The 16,023-nt window shown below is 36.4% G+C and carries 12 protein-coding genes, 1 tRNA gene and 1 pseudogene; 7 read left to right on the top strand and 7 right to left on the bottom strand.

Annotated features, from left to right (window positions below):
- Nucleotides 1–123: 123 nt before the first annotated feature.
- From ACN6MX_RS09130 to ACN6MX_RS09105, 6 genes and pseudogenes are all read left to right on the top strand, one after another.
- Nucleotides 124–1,551, top strand: a complete 1,428-nt coding sequence (locus ACN6MX_RS09130) for a SulP family inorganic anion transporter (protein ID WP_419962303.1) — start codon at nt 124–126, stop codon at nt 1,549–1,551.
- A 12-nt stretch (nt 1,552–1,563) separates the two neighbouring features.
- A pseudogene (locus ACN6MX_RS09125) lies at nt 1,564–1,983 on the top strand (universal stress protein).
- Between the two features lie 84 nt (nt 1,984–2,067).
- Nucleotides 2,068–2,139, top strand: a tRNA-Asn gene (locus ACN6MX_RS09120).
- A 172-nt stretch (nt 2,140–2,311) separates the two neighbouring features.
- Nucleotides 2,312–3,982, top strand: a complete 1,671-nt coding sequence (locus tag ACN6MX_RS09115; RefSeq protein ID WP_419962302.1) for a ribonuclease J — start codon at nt 2,312–2,314, stop codon at nt 3,980–3,982.
- 18 nt (nt 3,983–4,000) lie between these two features.
- Nucleotides 4,001–4,252, top strand: a complete 252-nt coding sequence (locus ACN6MX_RS09110) for a (4Fe-4S)-binding protein (protein WP_419962301.1) — start codon at nt 4,001–4,003, stop codon at nt 4,250–4,252.
- A 110-nt stretch (nt 4,253–4,362) separates the two neighbouring features.
- Nucleotides 4,363–5,181 carry a GNAT family N-acetyltransferase gene (locus ACN6MX_RS09105; RefSeq protein ID WP_419962300.1) on the top strand — a complete coding sequence of 273 codons (819 nt, stop codon included), beginning with the start codon at nt 4,363–4,365 and terminating at the stop codon, nt 5,179–5,181.
- A gap of 45 nt (nt 5,182–5,226) precedes the next feature.
- Here the strand turns inward: ACN6MX_RS09105 and ACN6MX_RS09100 are convergent, their stop codons facing one another.
- The 7 genes from ACN6MX_RS09100 to ACN6MX_RS09070 all read right to left on the bottom strand — a co-directional run bounded on the left by ACN6MX_RS09100 (nt 5,227) and on the right by ACN6MX_RS09070 (nt 13,813).
- Nucleotides 5,227–5,769, bottom strand: coding sequence for a GNAT family N-acetyltransferase (locus ACN6MX_RS09100; protein ID WP_419962299.1), 543 nt, complete (start codon nt 5,767–5,769; stop codon nt 5,227–5,229).
- An 88-nt stretch (nt 5,770–5,857) separates the two neighbouring features.
- Entirely contained in the window at nt 5,858–6,889 is a 1,032-nt protein-coding gene (locus ACN6MX_RS09095; RefSeq protein WP_419962298.1) for a LacI family DNA-binding transcriptional regulator, read from the bottom strand.
- Between the two features lie 44 nt (nt 6,890–6,933).
- On the bottom strand, nt 6,934–8,598 hold the full coding sequence (locus ACN6MX_RS09090; protein ID WP_419962297.1) for a glycoside hydrolase family 13 protein: 1,665 nt from the start codon (nt 8,596–8,598) through the stop codon (nt 6,934–6,936).
- A gap of 76 nt (nt 8,599–8,674) precedes the next feature.
- Complete coding sequence (locus ACN6MX_RS09085; RefSeq protein ID WP_419962590.1) at nt 8,675–10,210, bottom strand: alpha-amylase family glycosyl hydrolase; 1,536 nt, start codon at nt 10,208–10,210, stop codon at nt 8,675–8,677.
- Nucleotides 10,211–10,244: 34 nt separating this feature from the next.
- The gene (locus ACN6MX_RS09080; protein WP_419962296.1) at nt 10,245–11,087 is read right to left on the bottom strand and encodes a sugar ABC transporter permease; all 843 of its coding nucleotides are present in this window, start codon (nt 11,085–11,087) and stop codon (nt 10,245–10,247) included.
- Nucleotides 11,087–12,367 carry a carbohydrate ABC transporter permease gene (locus tag ACN6MX_RS09075; RefSeq protein ID WP_419962295.1) on the bottom strand — a complete coding sequence of 427 codons (1,281 nt, stop codon included), beginning with the start codon at nt 12,365–12,367 and terminating at the stop codon, nt 11,087–11,089. Before ACN6MX_RS09075 ends, ACN6MX_RS09080 begins: the two co-directional genes overlap by 1 nt.
- Nucleotides 12,368–12,502: 135 nt before the next feature.
- On the bottom strand, nt 12,503–13,813 hold the full coding sequence (locus tag ACN6MX_RS09070) for an extracellular solute-binding protein (protein ID WP_419962294.1): 1,311 nt from the start codon (nt 13,811–13,813) through the stop codon (nt 12,503–12,505).
- 350 nt (nt 13,814–14,163) lie between these two features.
- Here ACN6MX_RS09070 and ACN6MX_RS09065 point away from each other — a divergent pair, with 350 nt between their 5' ends.
- A complete protein-coding gene (locus ACN6MX_RS09065) occupies nt 14,164–15,909 on the top strand; it encodes a glycoside hydrolase family 13 protein (protein ID WP_419962293.1) in 1,746 nt (581 codons plus the stop codon).
- The last annotated feature ends 114 nt before the right edge of the window (nt 15,910–16,023 follow it).

Below are 16,023 nucleotides of genomic sequence, written 5' to 3'. Positions count from 1 at the left end.
ATTTCTCCTCCAAGTCCCCAAAACCATTCCTTTTTGGGAATATACATGTTATGATATGACAGATTGTCCTAAAACTATGGTTTTTGGGACATCATAACTGACTATATCTGAAGGAGCACTTTTATGCAAACATTACAACAACAATGGTTTGGAAATATTAAAGGCGATATTTTATCTGGAATTGTTGTCGCTTTAGCACTTATTCCGGAAGCCATTGCTTTTTCTATTATCGCAGGTGTTGACCCAATGGTTGGTCTTTACGCATCATTTTGTATTGCTGTAGTTATCGCATTCGTCGGTGGCAGACCCGGTATGATATCGGCTGCAACTGGTGCAATGGCGCTGGTTATGGTTAACTTAGTGGCCGATCACGGATTAAATTATTTATTGGCTGCAACTATTTTAACAGGGATTATTCAAATTTTACTTGGCGTTTTTAAAATTGCGAAGTTAATGCGGTTTATACCGAATTCTGTCATGATTGGTTTTGTAAATGCTTTAGCTATTTTGATCTTTATGGCACAGGTACCTCACGTTTTAGGGGAAGGAATTGTATCGTATATTTTTGTCGCTGTTACTTTATTAATCGTGTATACAGTTCCCCGCTTTTTCAAAGCGATACCGGCTCCACTTATTGCCATTATCATCTTAACTGCAATTACTTTTATTTTTGGAATAGAATTAAAAACAATTGGGGATTTAGGCACCATTACACAAAGTTTACCAAGCTTTTTCCTACCAGATGTACCGTTCACTCTTGAGACGTTTCAAATAATCTTACCTTATTCACTGGCTCTAGCAGTCGTAGGTCTTTTAGAATCGTTACTAACCTCTCAAATTGTCGATGATATGACAGATACTAAATCAGATAAAAACCGTGAGGCCCGTGGGCAAGGTATCGCTAACTTTATCACTGGATTTTTTGGTGGTATGGCTGGTTGTGCAATGATCGGACAATCGATGATTAATGTTAAATCTGGCGGGCGTGGTCGCTTATCTACTTTAGTCGCAGGTGTATTTTTAATATTTTTAATCATTGTACTTGGTGATTTAGTAGTGGATATTCCAATGCCTGTGTTGGTTGGAATTATGGTCATGGTATCAATTGGTACATTTGATTGGGGTTCGTTTAAATATGCTATAACAGCACCACGTGCAGATGCCATTGTCATGATAATAACTGTAGCTATAGTTGTATATACAGATAATCTAGCAATCGGTGTTGTGATTGGTGTTATCCTTAGCGCACTGTTCTTTGTTGCTTCCATTTCAAAGGTTAAAATAACTGAACAGAATGGGACATATATTATTGAAGGTCCACTCTTCTTTGCCTCGACCCAGCATTTTGTTCAAACTATCGAACAAGCAACTGCCGATCATATTACAATAGATTTATCTAGTAGCCATTTATGGGATGAATCCTCTGTTGGTGCTATTGTCAAAGTAGTTACAAAGTTAGAAGAACAAGGCAAACAAATTACTGTAAAAGGTTTAAATCCTGCAAGTGAAACACTTTACCAAAAATTATTAGGTATATCTACTTCACATTAAGGGGGAAAAGCTATGTATCAACATATTCTATTAGCAGCTGATGGCTCAGATAACTCTGTCCGAGCTGCAAAGGAAGCAATTAAATTAGCAAAATGCTCAGGCAGTTCTGTTTTAGAGGTTGTGATTGTTGTGGATATGGAGAAATCTCAACAAGATGTTCTTCATTCCAGGTCCTCTGAATCCTTACTAATTTAACGTCGACGTAAAATTGCTAACGTTGAACAATTGTTAAAAGACGAGCAATTAAATTATAAAATAACTACTTTAAAAGGAACACCGGGACCAGAAATTGTACGCTATGCAAATGAACAAAAGGTCGACCTTGTTGTCATCGGTAGCCGGGGTTTAAATGGATTACAGGAGATGGTTTTAGGTGGTGTTAGCCATAAGGTGATGAAACGCGTGCACTGCCCTGCTTTAATAGTGAAATAACTTTTCTTTTTTATGGTTTCGAAAAATACCATGAATACTTTAATGATAAATAGCTCATAATAACATTTGTAAGATATCTCTTATTCCAGAGTAGCTCAGTGGTAGAGCAATCGGCTGTTAACCGGTTGGTCGTAGGTTCGAGTCCTACCTCCGGAGTAAATAACTAAAAAAGAATGGTTGGTCGTGATATATTTCGCGAACAACCATTCTTTTTCTTATTTAGAGATAGACTTGCTTCCTCCCTATCCTTGAGTAATTTAAAAAATCCCTTATAAAAGCTGAATATGAGGCAATACTTAGTATAGCTATTTTGAATGGGAGGATAACAATGAATACTACAAACACAAAGGTTTCTATTTTCGCATTAGGTGGAATAAATGAAATTGGGAAAAATATGTATGTCATACAATCGGATGACGATATTGTTGTAATTGACTGTGGGTCTAAATTTCCAGATGAAACTTTACTAGGAATAGATTTAATCATTCAGGACATTTCCTATTTATTGGAGAATGAGGATAAAGTAAGGGCTTTAATCATTACACATGGGCATGAAGATCATATTGGGGGTATTCCCTATTTCCTTAAACAACTCAATGTCCCTATATATGCAACCAACTTAACATTAGGTTTAATCGAAATCAAATTAAAGGAGCATGGATTATTAAGAAGTACACAGCTCTTTTTAATAGACTCGGACTCCAAGTTAAGACTCGGAACAATAAGAACGTCCTTCTTCCGTGTAAACCATAGCATCCCAGATTGTTTAGGAATTGCTTTTCACACATCTCAAGGAACAATTGTACATACTGGAGATTTTAAATTTGACATGACACCTGTAGATGAACAGTACCCTGACATTCATAAGATGGCAGAGCTCGGTCAAAATGGCGTATTATTACTCCTTTCAGAAAGTACTAATGCAGAAAGGCCAGGATTTACTCCCTCCGAACGTAAAATTGCGGAGCATGTAGAAGAAGCTTTTAGAAAAGCACCAAGAAAGATTTTCATCTCTACGTTTGCTTCTAATGTACACCGGGTACAAACAATAGTGAATGCAGCTATCAAGACAAATCGGAAACTGGCTTTATTGGGCAGAAGTATGGTAAATGTTGTGTCCGTAGCTATGGACCGAGGATATTTAAATATCCCCGAAGGAATGCTTGTTGATCAAAATGAAATAAATACAATGAATCCTGAAAACATTGTGATATTATGCACGGGAAGTCAAGGAGAACCAATGGCCGCTTTGTCTCGTTTAGCAAGTTCAAGCTACCGTCAAGTGGAGGTTCTTCCCGAGGATACAGTCATTTTTGCTGCAGGGCCAATCCCTGGCAATGAAAAAAGTATTACCAGAATTATAGACAACTTATTTACATTAGGTGCCCATGTCATATATGGTTCTGGGAATGTCACAGGTATGCATGTTTCTGGGCATGCCTGTCAAGAAGAGCTTAAACTTATGCTCACATTGATGAAACCAAAATACTTCATCCCAATTCATGGTGAATATAGAATGCTGCATCATCACCAACTTTTGGCGGAATCAGTAGGCGTTGAACGTAAAAACATATTTATCATTCAAAACGGAGATGTAGTAGACGTTGAAAATGAAAAGGCTATTCAAACGAGAAGCATTGAAGCTGGAAATGTGTTTGTTGATGGTTTTGGTATTGGGGACGTTGGCGAAATTATTTTACGTGATCGAAAGCTGCTTTCCGAGGATGGAATGCTAGTTATTGTTACCACATTAAGTAAAGCTAATGGCAAAATAATTTCAGGTCCTGATACTATTTCACGTGGATTTGTATATGGACCTGAATCGGAAGAACTTATTCAGGAAGTCAATCAAAATGTTCGTTCCACCGTGTCCAAATCAAAAGATACCAATAGAAACCAACGCGTCTTGAAGCAAAACATTAAAAAATCACTAGAAAAGCTATTATACAGTCGTACGAAACGAAAACCTATGATACTTCCTATAATTATTGAAGTGTGAGTAAAAGGAGTTATAGCAGTGGATGATACAGAAAAAGACTTAGTAAAACAAGGTTATAAACAATATTATGGGGATGAAATAGACATATACTTTCATCCCGTAAAATGCACACATGCTGCAAACTGCATTAAATACCTCCCTTCTGTTTTTGATGTAAATAAGAAGCCTTGGATCTATCCTGATGGTGCACTTAGAGAAGACGGGAAAAGGGTTGTCCATAATTGCCCCAGTGATGCATTAAGATTTATTGATAAACGGACCGTTCATTAGAGGAATTCTCTAGTGAACGGTTTTTTATTTTCAGAAAAAACATATTATTTTAGTGAAATTCGTTATAATATTAAGGTAGTACATTATTAATTTATTATAAAGGAGTATATATGTTAACTACAAAACAATTAATTGACATTGAAGCACTACAAAAAGAATGCGAGATACATGACAATATTCAGCTTAAGTTAAATTGGGATATGCTAAAAAATCGTTCCGAGAATAATTATGATTTCCTACTATATGACAACGATGAGCTAATTGCATTTCTCGGCTTATACCCCTTTGGTACAACTGTAGAAATTTGTGGTATGGTAAAACCACGAGAACGTAGAAAACAACATTTCTCCAAGCTATTTAAACAAGCTATAGCTATTGCAAAATTACAGGGCTTTCATAAAACTTTGTTAAATGCTCCCGCTGGTTCCGAAGAAGCAAAAGCTTTTTTGAAAGCCAATAAAGCGGTTTATAGCTTTTCTGAGCATCAAATGATGTGGGAGCAAAAGGATTTAGAAGAAGTTACGGGCTTCTCTTTACGAATAGCCGAACAAAAAGATCTTCCATTACGCATTCAGTTGAATGTCGAATCTTTTGGATTAGATGAAAAAAGTTCGTTAGAAATAGAAAACAGAGTAGACACCGAAAAGGACAATAGTGTGTATATCATTGACGTGCAAGAGGAATCTCTAGGTAAAATTAGAGTAAAAGTTGAGGAACAAGAAGCATGGATATACGGATTTTGTATACTTCCCCACTTCCGCGGTAAGGGAATTGGACGTAAAGTTCTGCAATATGTAGTTAATAAATATTCAACTCAAGGTAATACTGTCCATTTAGAGGTAGAAGCAGAAAATACGCATGCATTAAAATTATATGAATCAATTGGATTTCAAATTGTTCATGCTCAGGACTACTATATGTATAAATAATAATACCCTGATGTAACTTTAGATCTGTTACATCAGGGTATTATTTTATTTTTTCCAATCACTTGCTAGCATTCCATAAACCACATGATCGACATAATGGTCATAGAGCCATTCCGCCTGTCTTACACAACCTTCTTCCAGAAAACCTAATCTTTCCGGAATAGCCCTACTTTTCTTGTTCTCTACTGCTGCACGAATTTCTACGCGATTTAATGATAATTCTAATAATGCATAATCCACAAATGCTTCCACTGATTTGGTCATTAATCCTAAACCAACATAATCATTTCCTAACCAATATCCTATACTGGTAGATTTGTTGTTCCAATCAATTTTATGGAACCCAATTACACCAGCAAGGCTTCCATCATACCAAATCCCCGCTTGAAAACCGTTATTTTCGCCAAATTGCTTCATGGTTGATTGGATGAAACTCTTCGTATCATCAGAAGTCCTCGTAAAATCAATAAATGGAAGCCACTCTCTTAATGTATCCTTAGATTGAAGAGTTAATGCGAACAAATGTTCAGTGTCCCGTAAATCGAGCATTTTTAAGTAGGTTTTGTCATTTATTTTGCATGAAAACATAGAAATACCCCTTTTTCTCTACTTTTAGTTTACATAATAATATTATATATTACTTTTTGTATATGTATTTCTAACTTTAGCTCATAAATTATTGTTTTCTTGGAGCTATATCACATGATTGTCTTACAACTAGTCTATGAGGTACTATAATACGTTTAACGGGTTCATTATCATTTTTTAATAGTTGGATTAAACTACTTGCCGCTTGGTAGCCTAGCTCTTTAATATTAATATCAATAGAAGTAAGAGGTGGTCTGGACATCTCTGCAAACAAAGCATTATTAAAGCTTATTATAGATACTTCAGCTGGAATATCAATTTGCATTTCAGTGAGTGAGTTAACTACACCGACTGCCATCAAATCATCCGTTACAAGAAGAGCTGTTGGTGGAAAGGATCTTCTAAGAAGCTCTTTCACAGCCTCCTGTCCACCTTCACGTAGAAAGTCTTCATGTATAATATAATCCTCATTCAAATCTATTTTGGCTGCCCTTAGAGCTTCTTTGTATCCGTTTAGACGGTCTAAAGTTACTGTTAAACTTGGACTGCCTCCTATAAAACCAATTTTTTTATGACCTAGTCCTATAATATATTCGGTAGCTTCTTTTGCGGCCATGAAATTGTCGTTATCCACATGTGTAATTTTATCCACTAGATCATATGGTTTCCCAATAACGATAAAAGGAAATTCTCTTTTTGTTAAATACTCTATAATTTTATCATCTATCATGGAGTAAAGGAGGATAATACCATCTACTCTGCCACCTTGAACCATTTGTACGACTCCTTCGTAGGAATCGACCTCTGTTTTCCCACTAGTCATTTGGAGGGCATAGTGATTATCGTGTACACCCTCGCTTAGTCCCTGTATGACTTCAGAAAAGAATGGATTTTGAAAAAATACACCAGATGAGTGAGGTAAAACCAGACCTATCACTTTAGTCGATTGACTTGCTAGACTACGGGCGATAAAATTAGGATGATATTTAAGCTCATCCATCGCATCCCTTACTCGTTTCTTCGTGTTTTCGCTAATACGGGGGCTGTTAGCAATCACCCGAGAAACTGTCGAAGGAGCAACATTAGCCAGCTTCGCCACATCTTTGATTGTAATTGCCATTAGAAAATTCCTCACTCTCTTTCTCTTCCTTTATTCACTTCAAATCACTTATATAAGTATACTCTTACTTCATACGGATTTAGAGATATAGTCTCTGAAAGCTGCTCCGGTGCTTCTTTATAATTATATAATATTAGTTCTGTGCTGCATTGTGGAAGATGTTTTAACGTAAGCTCCGAACTATATTCTCTAAAGTTGCATAAAACAATGGCAAACTGATCTCCCATTGCTCGTGTGTAGACATACACATCAGGATGTTCTTCTTGTAATACATCATATTCTCCATAAACAAACACAGGATTTTCTTTTCTTACTTGAATCATTTTTTTATAGAAATGATAAATTGAGTCCTTATCCTTTAGTTGATCAGCTACATTAATGTTCACATAATTTGGGTTAACCTTCATCCATGGCTCACCTTCTGAAAATCCGCTATTTAACGAACTGTCCCATTGCATAGGAGTCCTTGAATTGTCCCGGCCATTGCTCCAAATTACTACCATTACTTCTTGGTGTGGGCGACCTTTTGCTAGTTCTAAATCATAAAAATTCTTCATGCCAATATCATCGTAATCGTGAATAGATGGAAACTGAACATTTGTCATGCCAATTTCCTGCCCCTGATAGATAAATGGAGTTCCTTGCATAAGAAAGTAGCATGCTGCTAACATTTTAGCACTTTCATTCCAATATTCTTTATCATTACCCCAGCTTGAAACACTTCTTGTTTGATCGTGATTTTCAAGAAATAGTGCATTCCAACCTTTTTCATGTAAGCCTTTTTGCCATTTCGTAAGCGTTTGCTTCAACCCAATAACATCTACTGAGTTGTTAAGTGCCTTGTTCCAAAGACCCAGATGTTCAAACTGAAAAATCATATTGAATTTTCCGTTCTCTTCTCCAACCCACTCATCCGCCTCATCAATTCCTACTCCATTTGCTTCTCCAACTGTCATAATATCGTATTTAGCAAAAGTCTCTTCCTTTAACTCTTTTAAATACTCCTGTATACCAAGTTGGTTCGTATGCATCTCAAATGACGAAACATATTTTTCATCATTGGGATTTGGCATATCCGGTAATCCATCTCGCTTTTTAATATGGCTGATTGCATCTACTCGGTAACCATCGATTCCTTTATCGAGCCACCAATTGACCATTTTATAAAGTTCATGACGCACATCCGTATTTTCCCAATTTAAGTCAGGTTGCTTCGTCGCAAATAAATGAAGATAGTATTGATCAGTCAGCTCATCAAGCTCCCATGCACTCCCAGAGAAAATACTTTCCCAATTATTCGGTTCTGAATCCTCCTTCCCGTCCTTCCATATATACCAATCCCTTTTAGGATTTTCTTTGGAAGATCGTGATTCAATAAACCAAGGATGTTCATCGCTTGTATGGTTGATAACCAGGTCAAGAATCAGTTTCATACCTCTTTCGTGTATTTCTGCTAATAACTCATCAAAATCGTCTATGTTCCCAAACTGCTCCGAAATGCCTTGATAATCACTAATATCATATCCATTATCTGCATTAGGAGACTTGTAAAACGGACTGACCCAAATAACATCGACACCCAATTCCTTCAAATAATCTAATTTCGTAATAATTCCTCGTAAATCACCGATTCCGTCACCATTGCTATCCATGAAACTTCTTGGATATACCTGATAACTGACAGCTTCTTTCCACCATTTTTCATTCATGATAAAGTACCCCTCTCGTGCCGCTCTTTCTTTTGTCCATTTCGATACCAGTGTGGTTCGAGCATATCTAATCGGCTTATTTCCCCTTATTTCGTTTTGATCGAGTGAACCAAATGAAAAGGATTAATAATAATAAAATAATACTCGCCATCAAAGTAACTGTAGTTAACCGATTATCTTTCTGTTGGTCCACTAGCTCATATATTTCGGACTGGCCACTTTCCAAATGAATCGTATAGCCAGATTCATCTTGGTTAACTAGTCCACCAGCTAATAACCCTTGTAACTCTTTTCCTGTTTCTATCTCTTCATCCAGTACCAAAGTTTGAGCTTGCGAAGTACTGTTGATTGCTATTACTACCGTTTCATCAACGTAGGTTCTTTTATAGACAGTCCATCCTGCATCATCTACTAAAAGCTCCATATCTCCTCTGGTCAGAGGAAGCTGTTGTTGTCTTAAAGCTCCAAGTTGCTTTATATACTGTACCAACTCATCATCCGTCTCAAAATTCATCATTCGACGATTATCCGGATCATTACCTCCATCAAGTGCGATTTCTGTTCCATAGTAGATAATTGGAATACCTGGAGCAGAATACATATACGTTAAACCAAGCTTTAACCTTTCAATTGGATCCTGATTATTCTGGATTGCTAGATTGGTAAACCGTTGCATATCATGATTATCGATAAATTGCCCAAGCAGTTCCGGACGCTTAAACAATTTGTTATTTCGATCATTATTTGAAAATAACCAACCTAATGATTGATTGGACTTTTCAAAGGCGGTTCTTAGACTTCCATTTTGAGAAAAGTCCATAAAACCATCGATACCAGTATCCTCATAACTAACGATGACATTAGGGTTATCATGCCAAACCTCCCCTATTAAAAAGAAGGATTCATTCACTGATTTCACTTCAGCTGAGAATTCGGTCCAGAATTCCTTTGGAACATGCTTAACAGTGTCCAGTCTATAGCCATCGATATCCGTCACTTCAATCCACCATTTTGCCGCATCTAATAGATACTTACTAACCTCTGGATTATCCTGGTTTAAATCTGGTAAATCATATAACCAACCTGTTTCCACTTCTTGTTGATCATTCCAATTAGAAATGCCCTTATTTTCATGAAACCATTCTTTTTTAGATGGGTCATTAAGCCACTCGTGATTTGGTCCAACATGGTTAACAACAAAGTCGAGAATGACTTTTATATCTCGTTTATGAGCTTCCTCTACAAGCGTTTTAAATTCTTCCATCGAACCAAAATATCCATTGGTCTGATAAAAATCCTTTATCCAGTAGCCGTGATATCCGTTATCCATATTCTCAAAAATAGGTGTTAACCAAATTGCTGTAAAACCCATCTCTTTAATATAATCAAGCTTTTCAATAATTCCTTTAAAGTCTCCGCCATGATACGCAAGTGGATCGTTTATATTAGCATCTCGATCATTACTCGTATCCCCATTATTAAATCGGTCCACCATAATCATATAAATAACCTCGTCTTGCATTTTTAGCTCTTCACTTGCGAGAGCAGTATGCGTACTTAAGGAGGCAATTACAAGCAATATTAAAATGAATACAATACTACTTTTCTTTATACTCACAGTTACCCACTACTTTCCGTTTAGGTCATTAACCTTTCGTACCTCCAGCAGTAAGACCAGAGATAAAATACTTTTGGAATGAAAGGAAAAGTATTGTAATTGGAATAGCTATCAAAACGGACCCTGCAGCGAATGTAGTAAATTCATTACCAAACTGCTTAGAAACTAATTCGTATAGGCCGACACCCATTGTGAATTTTTCCTCACTGCGTAGCATAATACGCGCAAGTATGAAATCGCCAAATGGAGCGATAAATGAAAACAGTGCGACCACTGCTATGATTGGCTTCGATAAAGGCATAATGATTTGCCAAAAAATTCTAAGATGACCTGCTCCGTCCATACGTGCTGATTCATCCAGTTCTTTTGGAATTGTATCCAAGTATCCTTTCATGAGCCACGTATTCATCGGTATCTGGCCACCAACATAAATAATTATTAGTCCGGCATGCGTGTCTAACAGTCCGGTCCGTTGGGCAAGTACAAAGATTGCAATCAACGCGGCGAAGTTTGGAATCATTTGTAGGACTAGAAAGGTTAGAAGCCCATTTTTTCTTCCAATAAATCGGTAGCGGGAGAAAGCATACCCAGTTAACGCTACACTAATTACCGCAAAAAACATCGTGATTAAACTAATTTTCATCGAATTTAAGTACCATAAAACATAATTTGAGTTTTCCATATCAAAAAGGCTTGTATAGTGCTTAATAGTAGGGTTATTAGGAAACATCGTAGAACCTGAAAGACTTTGTCCAGGGTTTAAAGAAGAACCTATTACCCATAGCAATGGATAAACAACTATAATCACCGCAATCAGAAGAATAAGATAAGAAATGGACAGCCTGATAATTTTTTCAGTCTTATTAGTCATTACATCATATCCTCCTCTTTGAATGAATTAGTTCGTTTGAATTGCCATAATGCTACTGCTACAACGATAAGTGATAGAAGCATTGTAATGGCTGCAGCTTTCCCATATTGTCCAGAAGTCATAGTCAATTGATATATCCATGAGATTAAGATATCTGTTCCACCCGCATTTTGCCCAGGTAATGCAGGTCCTCCACCGTTAAAAAGAAAGATGACATTGAAATTATTGAAGTTAAATGTATACTGCGTAATGAGAATTGGAGCAGTTGCATACAACACCATTGGTAAAGTAATACCGCGAAATTTCTGGAAGATAGATGCTCCGTCCACATTTGCAGCCTCGTATAATTCTTCAGGAATAGATTGAAGCACTCCAGTTGTCATAGCGAATATAAATGGGAAGCCTAGCCATGATTGTATTAGGATTAACGCTAATCTAGTCCACATCTCTTCTGTCATCCAAGGAATGGCATCTATGCCCAACATACTGAGTATTTGCGTATTGATGACACCAAATGATTCATTGAACATCCCTGAAAAGATTAAAATCGAAACAAATGCGGGTACTGCCCATGGCAAGATTAATATAGTACGGAAAAATGCTTTCCCTTTTAAATCTTTTTGATTGATCACAACTGCCAAAAATACCCCAATAGCAACTTGTAATGTCGTTGCTCCAAATGTCCAAACAATTGTCCAACCTAAAACACCAAAGAATGTGGATCTCCAAAGATCTAATTTGAATATATCAATATAGTTTTGAATACCTACCCAATCTACTAGTTTTGCAGGTGGGGAATGATATAAATCATAGTTTGTAAAGGATAGAAGAATTACAAAGATAATTGGGAAAATAACTACGAAGATTAATAATAAAAATCCAGGGGAAATCATTAGATAAGGAAAACCATTATCCAATAGATTATGATACTGCTCCCTCACGCTATTTAATAGGAATCCTTCATCTCGTTTTTTTCCATTATTATAGGCATCATAAATATTGAATGCATAAATTCCAAGTCCGATGATTGCTACCAATAACGCGATGATACCATCGATTAATAAGAATATGGAATGATCAAGAATTGGAATTTCTCCAAGTGTGATTAATCCCCAGAAACCCCAGTTTAACGTTTGTGAGAAGCTACTGAAGAATGCGATTGTTAATACTAAGAAAATGATACCTTTTAAAAATTGTTTATTATAAAATTGCCCAAAGCCTGGGATGATAGATAAAAACCCGGCATATTTTCTATGTTTGGTTGTGACATTACTATTCATCGTAAATGCCGCCTCCTTCTTTCCTATTGAAAGGAGAATACTCTCATATTTTCATGCGTATTTTATTGAAGTCATTCTATTAATATAGAAGCAAAGCCATGCTCCCTAAAAGGAAACATGCCTTTGCCTTGTTTATCAATTCGGATGGTTGGTTTCTATATTTGTTTTAATCGTTTTCACTGCATCATCCATTGCTGCTTTTGGTTCTGCTTTACCAGTAGCAATTGTTTGAAGTGCAGATGCTGCAGGTCCCCATACTTCTCCCATTTCAGGAATATTAGGCATAGGTACAGCGTATTGAGATTGAAGTGCTACTGCTTTTGCACCTTCATTATCCGCAATAATTGGATCTTCTATCAATGTTGTAACTGGTGGAATTTCTTGCGTCAATTCAAAACGAATTTTTGCATTTTCTTCATTTGTTAACCATTCCACTAATTTAGTTGACCAATATTTATGTTCTGTAAAAGCTGATACATGCCATCCTTTTACTCCCATAAATGTTTTCATATGCTCTCCATTTGGAAGAGTTGGCATTGCTGCAACCCCAATATCTATTCCAGCGTCCTTCATACTTTGGAAAGCCCAAGGACCGTCCATTACAGAAGCAACTTTTCCTTCATTGAATAGACCATCTTTAGCTGAACCGCCGCTTTCCCCAATAATTCCTTTAGGGAACAAACTTTCTGCATACCATTTTTGAATATATTCTGCTCCAGCGATAGCCCCTTCATTGTTTAAACCAATATCATCTCGGTCAAGCGCTCCATCATTTTCTTGGAAGACGTAACCGCCCATCCCTCCAATAACACCATGAGCAAAGTAGAAGTTATCCCATAACGCTAGGAATCCGAACTTTTTCCCATCTGTGAAATCTTTTGAAAATGCATATACTTCATCCATTGTCTCAGGTGCTTCAGCCATTAAAGCTTTATTGTATATAAACACAGGCGTTTCTGTAGCTTTTGGTAATCCATAAAGCTTTCCATCATATTTTTGTGCAGTAACAGCTGATTCACTAAAAGTAGAAAGTATTTCTTCACTGACTTCAATTTCTTGGATCAGACCTTCCGTAACAACTTGACCAATTTGATCATGAGGTAAAGTTACTACGTCCGCACCAGTTCCCGAAGGACCATCTAGGCGTAGCTGTTCACGCATTTTATCTGCCATTCCTAATTCTTTAAATTCAACTTTAATACCATATTCTTTCTCGAAAGACTCGATTGCAGGTTTAAGAGCGATAGATTTATCTGTGTCTTCCCAAACAATAAGTTTTTCAGGTTTTGCGGGTTCTTCTGTTGATTCCGCTCCTGTTTCTGTTTCAGTTACTGTTTCTTTTTCATCTGTGTTCGCTGGAGTTGTTTCCTCCCTTTTCGGTCCACATGCCACAAGTAAAACAATGGTAATAATAAGCATGAACAACAAAGCTAATGACTTTTTCATTTTTAACCCCTCCTATATTTTTGTTTAAACATTACATCCCCAAGATGGACAACCGTTTGCACAATTAAATAAAAAGAAAGCGCTATCATAAATTCGCTAAAAGTATTCTTTGTTACTCACTGTTTGCCTTTATATGAGATTCGAAGAATAAAACTAGTTATAATTCTATGAAAACGATTGCACAACTTATGGTTTTATTATACATTTATTTAAGAAGGAAACAATCTATTTTTTATAAATTTTTTAAATATTTTATTTCTACTTATATTCCATGTTGTATTGTAATAGTTTGAGCAAAAATATTTAAGTTAAATATTTCCAAACAAATTTGTTTAATGAGGAGATGTATTATGGAAAAAACAGCTGTTTTTCATCGACCGACCGATAATTTTGCTTATTTACTAAACGAACAAACGCTTCAAATACGTCTTAAGACAAAGCAACAGGATGTAAATACTGTTTCATTAATAATGGGTGATCCATATATTTGGAGTAATGGACAGTGGCAGTTTTCGGAGATACCCATGAATTTAGTTGGTAACGATGGTTTATTTGACTATTGGGAAGCGGAAGTCTTTGCAGCAACTAACAGACTACGATATGGCTTTAAGCTGAATTCATCTAATGAGGAGATAATTTATACCGAAAAAGGATTTTATGACAGCATACCAGTAGACAGTGATTATTATTTTTGCTTTCCGTATTTACATGAAAATGAACAGTTTCAAGCTCCGAATTGGGTCAAGGATACTGTTTGGTATCAAATATTTCCAGAACGTTTTGGGAATGGTGATCCGGCCATAAATCCTAAAAATGTAAAAGCATGGGGTAGCGAACTTCCCGCAGTAAATAATTTCTTTGGAGGTGATTTCGCCGGTGTTACTGAAAATTTGGATCATCTGACTGACATAGGGATAAATGGTATCTATTTTACTCCGGTCTTTAAAGCTCACTCGAATCATAAATACGATACGATTGACTATATGGAACTAGACCCGCAGTTTGGCGATGCAGATGCTTTAAAAGAACTAATCACACAATGTCATAACCGTGGCATTAAGGTAATGCTTGATGCCGTATTCAATCATAGTGGGTATTACTTCCCACCTTTTCAAGACGTCCTAGAAAATGGAGAAGACTCACTGTATAAGGATTGGTTCCACATCCACGACTTCCCAGTTGTTGGAGGGGATAAACCTAATTATGAAGCTTTTGGGTTTGTAGAATTTATGCCTAAATTGAATACTGCCAATCCGGAGGTGAAAAAGTACCTGCTTGATGTAGGTACCTATTGGATTGAGGAATTTGATATTGATGGATGGAGACTGGATGTTGCAAACGAAGTAGATCAGCCATTCTGGCGTGAGTTTAGAAAAAAAGTGAAAGAAACAAAGCCGGATGTTTATATTCTGGGGGAGATATGGCATGATTCTATGCCGTGGCTTAGAGGAGATCAGTTTGACGCTGTTATGAATTATCCTTTTAAAACGAATGTATTGAATCTTCTTGCAAAGAAAAGCATTAATTCGAAACAATTTGTGGAGAATATTAGCAAGGTATACTACAGTTACCCTAAGACCGTGTTTGATTATACGTTTAATCTTGTAGGTAGTCATGATACAGCAAGAATTCTGACGGAATGTGAGGATAATATTAATAGAACGAAGCAGGTATTTACTATTCTTTTAACATTTATGGGGACTCCCTGCATTTATTATGGGGACGAAATAGGAATGACAGGTGGGCAAGATCCCGGCTGTAGAAAATGCATGGACTGGAACGAAGAAAATCATCAGCTAGAACTAAAAAATCATATCCGCACTCTAAATGCACTTCGGAAAAAAGAAAAACTGCTAGCTAATGAAGGCTCTGTAACATTCCTGCACCCTTTAGAACCTAATGGTATATTTGGTTATAAAAAATATAGCGCTAATAAAGCTATTATAGTCTTGCTTAACCCCAGTTCTAATGCACAAAAATTTACTCTTGAAAAAGAACAAAAATATAACATTCTATATAGTTCAGCTGTGAAAATAGAGGATACTCAAGTTAGCATTGAAGCAGATGGATTTGGAATCATTGCATACACATATTAATTAAGCAATTTGCTAGGCACAGTTATTCACCTGCCTAGCAATATTTTTAACGCAATTTAGTTTACATAATATTATTATATAAACCTATTTATTAATTAGAATACAAACAATTAT

The sequence above is a fragment of the Psychrobacillus sp. BM2 genome, from assembly GCF_048572895.1.
In the GTDB taxonomy this organism is placed as follows: Bacteria; Bacillota; Bacilli; order Bacillales_A; family Planococcaceae; genus Psychrobacillus.
The sequence above is the reverse complement of the archived record's forward strand: the minus strand, read 5'-3'. Positions and strand labels throughout refer to the sequence as shown.